A 767-nucleotide genomic window follows, 5' to 3' on the forward strand; every position below is an offset into this window, starting at 1 on the left:
CACTGTGGTCGTAAATCAGACTTCTTGAAGAAAGCAGACTTTATTAGCTACGTCATTAAGCATTTCTTTGAGGACGGCTGGTCACTTGACGTTTGTGCCAATCGTAGCTTAGCTATCGGTGAATTTTCACATCACCAAACAGTCTGCACCAGAACTTTGTACAACTATGTAGAACAAGGCCTAATTACAATTAAGAACTATGATTTGCCTGAAAAACTTAAACGCAATACCAAGCTCCATCATGTTCGCAAAAATAAGAAAAAGCTGGGACGAAGCATCGAAGAGCGGCCTAAAGAGATTGACCAGCGGAATGAATTTGGTCATTGGGAATGTGATCTTGTTTTAGGGCATAAAACCAAAGATGATCAGGTTCTATTAACGCTTTCTGAGCGCATGAGCCGTGAATTCTTGATTATTCGCATACCTGACAAGACATCTGCCAGTGTCATGCAGGCTTTTAAAATGCTTCAAAAACAATACAGCGAGCACTGGAATCACATCTTCAAGACGATTACTACTGACAATGGTTCAGAGTTTGCGGATTTAGCTAATTTAGAAGAAGTTTCTAAGACTCTTGTTTATTATGCTCATCCTTATACTTCTTGTGATAAAGGAACTGTTGAAAGACATAATGGTCTTATTCGCAGATTCATTCCTAAAGGAGACTGCATCAATAACTATTCTCTCCAACAAATCATTGATATTGAAACCTGGTGCAACTCTTTACCCAGAAAGATCCTGGCATATCACACACCAGATGAAATCTT

1 protein-coding gene is annotated in these 767 nt (G+C 39.1%); it reads left to right on the forward strand.

Annotation, left to right across the window (positions count from 1 at the left end; genetic code table 11):
• Positions 1-767: IS30 family transposase (locus tag CP352_RS10740; RefSeq protein ID WP_098034950.1), on the forward strand; the 767-nt coding region annotated here is incomplete at both ends.

The sequence above is a fragment of the Lactobacillus sp. UMNPBX1 genome (assembly GCF_002554085.1).
GTDB lineage: Bacteria > Bacillota > Bacilli > Lactobacillales > Lactobacillaceae > Lactobacillus > Lactobacillus crispatus.